Origin of the sequence: Motilibacter deserti, assembly GCF_011250635.1 — a bacterium.
Taxonomy (GTDB): domain Bacteria; phylum Actinomycetota; class Actinomycetes; order Motilibacterales; family Motilibacteraceae; genus Motilibacter_A; species Motilibacter_A deserti.
In genome coordinates this window covers 1-6,833 of the sequence record NZ_JAANNP010000095.1, presented here as the reverse complement: position 1 = coordinate 6,833, position 6,833 = coordinate 1, and the positions used below count along the sequence as shown (strand labels likewise).

Annotated in this window: 7 protein-coding genes; 1 reads left to right on the top strand and 6 read right to left on the bottom strand. The window is 75.2% G+C overall.

All coding sequences use genetic code 11. The features are described 5' to 3' along the window. The 5 genes from G9H71_RS20235 to G9H71_RS20215 form a co-directional block, all read right to left on the bottom strand. Positions 1-679: hypothetical protein (locus G9H71_RS20235; protein WP_166284592.1), on the bottom strand; the 679-nt coding region annotated here is incomplete at its 3' end. Between the two features lie 160 nt (positions 680-839). Then, complete coding sequence (locus tag G9H71_RS20230) at positions 840-1,940, bottom strand: hypothetical protein (RefSeq protein ID WP_166284591.1); 1,101 nt, start codon at positions 1,938-1,940, stop codon at positions 840-842. Between the two features lie 73 nt (positions 1,941-2,013). Next, entirely contained in the window at positions 2,014-3,054 is a 1,041-nt protein-coding gene (locus G9H71_RS20225; RefSeq protein ID WP_166284590.1) for a hypothetical protein, read from the bottom strand. A gap of 117 nt (positions 3,055-3,171) precedes the next feature. Beyond that, positions 3,172-3,471, bottom strand: a complete 300-nt coding sequence (locus G9H71_RS20220) for a putative quinol monooxygenase (RefSeq protein ID WP_166284589.1) — start codon at positions 3,469-3,471, stop codon at positions 3,172-3,174. Between the two features lie 45 nt (positions 3,472-3,516). Further along, positions 3,517-4,374: an SDR family NAD(P)-dependent oxidoreductase gene (locus G9H71_RS20215; protein ID WP_166284588.1), complete on the bottom strand. Its 858-nt coding sequence runs from the start codon at positions 4,372-4,374 to the stop codon at positions 3,517-3,519. A gap of 187 nt (positions 4,375-4,561) precedes the next feature. Here G9H71_RS20215 and G9H71_RS20210 point away from each other — a divergent pair, with 187 nt between their 5' ends. Beyond that, complete coding sequence (locus tag G9H71_RS20210; protein WP_166284587.1) at positions 4,562-5,470, top strand: helix-turn-helix transcriptional regulator; 909 nt, start codon at positions 4,562-4,564, stop codon at positions 5,468-5,470. A gap of 154 nt (positions 5,471-5,624) precedes the next feature. On the opposite strand, the gene G9H71_RS20205 is transcribed toward G9H71_RS20210, so the two are convergent. Further along, positions 5,625-6,833: sensor histidine kinase (locus tag G9H71_RS20205; RefSeq protein ID WP_166284586.1), on the bottom strand; the 1,209-nt coding region annotated here is incomplete at its 5' end.

Below are 6,833 nucleotides of genomic sequence, written 5' to 3'. Positions count from 1 at the left end.
CGAGCGCGGCGCGCTGCTGCCACGGGGAGAGCTGAGCGAAGGCGAGGTCGTCCATGCACGCCACGAACGCGTCGGCGTCACCGCCCGCCGCCACGCCGCCCAGGGCGAACTCGCGCAGCCGCTTCGGCCACCATCGGCGCGTCGAGAGCAGCTCGGCCAGCGTGATGGCCTGCTGCACCGGGATCCCCGACTTCACCAGAGCCAGCACCTCGACGGGGTCGAGGCCGCGCAGCCCCATGGCGTCGAGCGCGTGGTAGGCAACCTCGGTGGTGCGTAGCGGCACCTGCGCGGCGGAGCATGCCTCGGCCGGGTCACCGCCCGTCAGCACCGCGACCGCGTGCGCCGCCGGCTCGGTCTCGTCACCACGTGTGTCGGCGAGCCGGTCCAGGGCCGAGCGCAGCTTCAGCGCCGCCCCGTCGGCGTTGCGCAGCAGCTCGTCGAGGCGCCCGGGCTCGGCGTCCCGCCGCCGCCGCGGACCGACGGCCAGCAACGCGGTGAGGCGCAGCCGGAGCGCGTCGTCGGCGGCCCGGCGGAGCATCGGCGACACCACGTGCTCGAGCAGCGCGTCACCGAGCCCCTCGACCAGGCGTGCGACGTCGAGCGGGCGCGCCGCGAGCAGGGCACCCCAGGTCGCCACGCTCAGGGGCGGCTCCTGCGTCTCCCACGTGCTCGCCGTCACGATGCTTCCCCCTCCGACCGGTCCCGCTCAAGGACTCATCGGCGGCGGGCAGCGGCGTTGGTACGGCCGATCGGGTCAGCCGGTCCGGCGGAGGAGGGACGGCCGCTCGGGTACGGAGGCTTTGCTCCGCAGCCAGGCGCGCGCCCGGTGACGGTCGGCCTCACCCCACCCGGACGGTGACCGCGTCGGTCACCGTGCCGCGCGCGACGTAGGGGTCCCCCAGCACCCGCACGCGGTACGTGGTGGTGCCGGGCCGCGCCGGCGTACCGGAGACGGTGTAGTCGCCGTCGGGCCCCGGCACGGTCTCGCCGTCGGGCTGCCACGCCCGGCCGGTCCAGCGCTCGAGCACGACGGGCAGGCTCGGGCGGGCCCGGCCGCGGACGACGGGCACCTCCTTGACGTCGACCCGGGCGTGCAGTGCCTCCGCCGTGGCGACCGCACGGACGAACGCGCGAGTCCGCGACGCGAGGCTGACCGGCTCGAGCGACCCCTCGTGCTCCCCGAGCCAGACGCACCAGTTGCCCGCGACGACCCGGGACCGCAGCGACCAGCGGCCGTTCGCGTCGGTGCGGACGTCCGCCGCCTCCACCCCGCCGTAGCCGTCGAGCACGTCGCAGAGCGTGTGGCGCACGGACAGCCGGACGCCCGCCGCCGGGCGTCCTGTCCGCGCATAGCGGGCGGTGCCGCGCAGGACGTAGGCGTCGCCGGCGTCGACCGTGGCGCGCGGCAGCGTGAGCGTGAGCCGCGGCCAGTCGACGCCGCGCACGGTGAACGTGGGCGCCGTGTCGACGAGCGGGGCGACGGGCACGAGGTTGGTGCCGTACGGCCCCGGCTCCTCCACGCGCAGGTCGCCCGCCGCGATCCCCGTCACCGTCCACGTTCCGGCGCTCGCCGCCCCGAGGGCGAAGCTGCCTTGCCAGATGCCGTCTTCTGCTGTCCCGCTCGTGAGCCGCAGGGGCACCGAGCGCCAGGGCTGCGCCTGGGCCTCCACCCGGCGCGGCTGCTCGACGGTCACGCACGGGCAGGCCTCGCTGCGGTCGGGGGCGACGAGCTCGCGCCGCGCGGTCACCCCGTCGGGGTCGACGAGATGGGCCGTGACGCGCACGACGGCGAGCTCCGCGCGCTGCAGGGTCGTCGCGGTCGGGCTCACGGTGAGGGACTCGAGCCGGGTCGGCGTCTGCGCTCCGGCTGCGGACGGCGGGAGCAGCAGGGCGGCGAGCAGCCCGCCCGTCACCACGGCGGCGGCTCGACGGACGCGCATGGCGGCCTCCTCCTCGGTGCGGCAGGCTCGCGTCCTCACGCTAACCGGCACTCCGCCCGGCGTCGACCGGCCGTCACCGCTGCGGCCCCACGGTGACGGCGCTGTAGGTCTCGGTGACGCTGATCACGAAGGGGGACGTGCCGCCGGCGCTGCGGGCGTGGACCTGCACGTCCCACGGCGCGCAGGCGGCGCCGCCGACCGGGATGCGCAGTGTGCTCTCCGCGCGCCGGTGGTGCGACGCGCTGTCGATGACCGTCAGCGTTCGCCGTGACGTACGCGTCGCGCAGCCGCCGGGCCCCCGCGGGATCGCGACGACCCAGGTCTGCGCGCGGGAGGTGCCGTAGGCGGGGTAGCTGCGCCCTCGCGGGCAGAAGTTGTTGCCGGTGCGGTGGCACTCGGTGAGGTAGACGTCGCCGGTGATGCGCAGGAAGCGCGCGGAGGCGGGTGGGACGTACCCCGAGATGCCCGGGACCCGCACGGTCCGCCCGCCGAGCGGGATGAACGGGTTGGCCTGCCCGCTCAGCACGCGCTGGACGGTCGCGGGGGCGCGGCCCGCCGAGCCGAGGTCGGCGAGCCACCCGCCGCGCAGCGACGCCTTCGCTCCGGGGATGCCCACGTGGGTGAGGACGTAGCCCCGCAGCGCGCAGTCGAGCCGGCCGCTCGCCGGGACCGTGACGAACATGCGCAGCCGCACGGTCTCGTCGGCGCGGCCGCCGATGAGGTTGACGCCGTTCCAGAGCTGGGTGCTGATCGGGCGGCCCGGCTCGCTGCACGTGATCTTGTTGCCGAACGCGACCGAGCGCTGGTTGGGCGCGCCCGCCACCAGCGTGCCGATCAGCGACCGGACCTGACCGGGAGGCAGCCCGCGCAGCCGCAGCACCGCACGCACCGTGCCCGGGCCGCTCCAGCGGTCCGTCATCGTCGTGGGTGTCACGCGGGCGACGCGGGCCACCGGGTCGGGGACGGGCGGGACCGCCGACCGGATCACGGCGCCGGGGCTGTCCGCGGCGTACGCCTCAGGCGGGACGGGCGAGAGGGCCGCGGCGGCACCGGCCAGCAGCAGCGCGGTGCGCCGCGCTGCGCGTCCGGTCGCCAAGGAGTCCCCCAGCCCCACGAGTGGCACCGTAGGAGATCGCGAGCGGCCGCGGGAGCGATTTGCCGCGAACCGGCTGCGTGTCGGCCCTGCGCGTCGGGCGTCCCCAGCCGTCCCGGGGCCGCCCGCCCGGCCCGCCTAGCCGGCTTCCAGGGCGCCCTCGAGCAGCTCGACCCGGATCGACGCGGTCAGGGTGCGCACCTCGCGGAGGAACTCGGCGGTCTCCGGCCGTGCCTCGTGCGCCGCGTGGGCCTCCCGGTCGCGGTAGACCTCGTAGAACACCCGGGCGAGCGGCTCGCCCTGGACGGTGTGCGGCGTGTAGACGAGCGTCCCCGGCTCCGACGCGCGGATGCCGGGCACGACCTCGGCCACCAGGTGGTCGAACCGCTCGGCGGCGGCGGTGTCGAGCAGGTCGAAGCGGACGACGATCGCGAACATGCCGCCATCTTGCCCCGCCGTGCGGGCGGTCCCTAGGCCGGCAGGTCAGGCCGCATCGACGTCCGTCGTCCGGGCGAGGCTGCTCCCCGCCTCGACGTCGGCCTTCAGGGCCGCGATGCGTGCGGTGGCGAGCTCGTAGGAGTCGGAACCGAGGAGCTGGTGCAGGGGCGCGTCCCCCGTCACCGCGACGGAGATGATGGCGCTCGCGGCCTTGGCCGGGTCACCGAGCTGCGAACCGGGCATCGCGAGATGCGCTTCGGTCATCTCGCGGATCGGCTCGTAGCCGGGCACGGTGCCCTGCGGCAGGCCGAGCGACTGCGGGCGCAGGAAGTCGGTCCGCATGTAGCCCGGCTCGACGAGGTTGACCCGGATGCCGAGCCCGGCGACCTCGGCGGCCAGCGACTCGGTCAGCCCCTCCAGCGCGTACTTGCCCGCGCAGTAGAGGCCCCAGCCCGGGAACGAGGTCAGCCCGAGGATCGAGGAGACGTTGATGACGTGGCCGCTGCCGCTCGCCCGGAACGCAGGAAGCACAGCGCGTAGGACGTTCCAGACGCCGAAGACCTGCACGTCGAACATCCGCCGCGCGTCCGCGTCGGTGACCTCCTCGACCGCGGCGAGGAAGCCGTAGCCCGCGTTGTTGACGACGACGTCGATGCCGCCGAAGCGCTCGGTCGCCGCGGCCACCGCGCGGCGGACGGCCTCCTCGTCGGCGAGGTCGACCTCCAGCGCCAGCAGGGATCGCGTCGCCTCCCGGGCCAGGGACGAGGTGAGCCGCTCGACCGACCGGGTCGTCGCCACGACGTTGTCGCCGCGGTCGAGCAGCTGCTTCACCAGCTCGAGTCCCAGCCCGCGGGACGCGCCGGTGACGAGCCAGGTGGCGGGGGCATCGGTGGGGTAGGACATGGCAGCACTCCACTTCTAGTGTGGGGCGTCCTTCGTGGGCGCCGTGGGGACGTGCTCCACCCTGCCGCCGCCGGGGCTCCGCGTGACCGGTCCAGCAGGCCCAGTGGTGCCGGGGACCGCCCTGCCTGGGAAAGCCGCACCCACCCAGAGGCTCCACGCGAAGGCATTCCCGGGCCAGACTCGACGCATGGCCGCATCCACCGAGCTGGGCGAGTTCCTGCGCACGCGTCGCGCGAGCGTGACGCCGGAGGACGTCGGGCTGGACGCCGCGCGGCCGGGGCGGCGCGTCCGCGGCCTGCGCCGGGAGGAGGTCGCGCAGCTCGCGGGGGTGAGCGTCGACTACTACACGCGGCTCGAGCAGGGGCGGCACAGCAGCCCCTCCGAGGCGGTCGTCGAGGCGCTGGCGCGGGCGCTCGGCCTCGACGCCGCCGCCGCAGCACACCTGTCCGACCTCGCCCGGCCCGTACGCCGGTCCCCGGCCCGCCCGCAGGCGCAGCGGGTCCGCCCGGCCGTGCACCAGCTGCTGGCCTCGCTGGTCGACCATCCGGCGTTCGTGGTCGGGCGGCGTACCGACATCCTGGCGAGCAACGCACTGGCCCGCGCACTGATGACGGACTGGGAGCGGTTGCCGGTACGGCAGCGCAACTACACGCGGTGGGTGCTGCTCGACCCCGACGCCCGCGCGGCCTACCTGGACTGGAGAAGCGTCGCCGCGGACGTCGTCGGCACCCTGCGGCTCTACGCCGGCCGCCACCCCGACGACCCCCAGCTCAACGAGCTCGTGGGCGAGCTGACGCTGCAGAGCCCGGAGTTCCGCCGCTGGTGGGACGACCACCGGGTGCACGAGCGCACGCACGGGACCAAGCGCATGCACCACCCGCAGATCGGCGACATCACGATCTCCTACGAGGCGCTCGCCCTGCCCGGCGACCCGGACCAGACGCTCTTCGTCTACACGACCGACCCCGGCAGCGCGTCACAGGACAACCTGCGCCTGCTGGCGTCCTGGGCGGCGCAGCAGCGGAAGGGAAGTGTCCGCGGCCTGCCCGCGTCGCCCGCTGCCCCGTCGGCGACATGGCCGGGTCCGACGGGCTGAGCCGGCGACGGTGCCGCTGGTCCGGTCCGGACGGCATCGGCGCGGGCGGGAGGGGTAAGCACCGCTGACGGCAGCCTGGGGGTCGCGAACTCCGGGAGGCCGAGGCCCGACGGTCGAGCAAGCGGCCGCCGGGCCGCTACGACCTCCCGCGCCCTCACCCGTTGCGGGCGGGCGGCAGCGCGACGGCTGCCTCGCTCCCGTCGCCGGGCTGCGGCGCCGGGAGCCAGAGGTGCAGCACGGACCCGTCAACCGAGGCTCCGTCGCCTGCACCGTCGCTGATCCACAGCTTGCCGGCGTGGCGTTCGACGATCCGGCGGCAGGTGGCGAGCCCGATCCCGGTCCCCTCGTAGCCCTCGGTCGTCTCGCGGTGGAACATGCGGAAGACCCTCTCCCTGGCGTCGGCGGGGATGCCGATGCCGTTGTCCGCGACCCGGATCTCCCACCCGTACCCGTCGTGCTCAGCGGTCACGTCGACGCGCGGTGGCACTCCGGGTGCGACGTACTTGACCGCGTTGCTCAGCAGGTTCGCCAGTACCTGGCGAGTGAGGACGGGGTGGCCGGTGATGGTCGGGAGGCTCCCGGCGCGGATGGTGCCGCCGGACCGGGAGAGGACGTTGGCAAGGTCGAGGGTGATGTCGGCGACCACTGCGGCCAGGTCGACGGGCTCGAGGGCGAGCGGCTCGCTGCTCACCCGTGCGTAGGTGAGCAGCCCGTCGATCAGGGTGCGCATGCGGTCGGCGCCGCGCTGGATCGCGGCCACGGCGTTGGCCTCGAGGCTGTCCGGTGCGAAGCCACCGAGGTCGTGCAGGAGCTCCGCGTATCCCGCGACGGTGGTGATCGGGTTCTTGAGGTCGTGCGCGACGCTGCCGGTGAAGCGGTCGAGCTCGCCGTTCACCTGCTGGAGGGCGTCGTTGGCGTCCGCCAGCTCGGCGTTGGCGGCGGCCAGCCGCTCGCGGGCGGCTCGCTGCTCAGTGATGTCGCGGGCGGCGAGCGAGGCCCCGACCACGCCGCCGGCCGCGTCGAGCACCGGCGACACGGTCACCGAGACGTCGACGGTCGAGCCGTCGCGGCGGCGGCCCACGCTGTCCATCGGCTCGACGGGATCACCGGCCACGGCGCGGGCGAGCCAGTCGCTGAGCCGGTGGTCGTCAGCGGGCGCGAGCGTCGCCACGTGGGCACCGAGCGCGGTGGCCGCGCCGTAGCCGTAGAGCTCCTCGGCCGCCTGGTTCCAGGACGTGATGTGCCCGCCGGTGTCGACCGAGACGATGGCGTCGCGCGCCCCGGCCACGATCCCGGCCAGGGAGCGGAGCTCCTGTTCGAGCCTGCGCCGCTCGGTGATGTCGCGGATCGCGGCATGGACCCG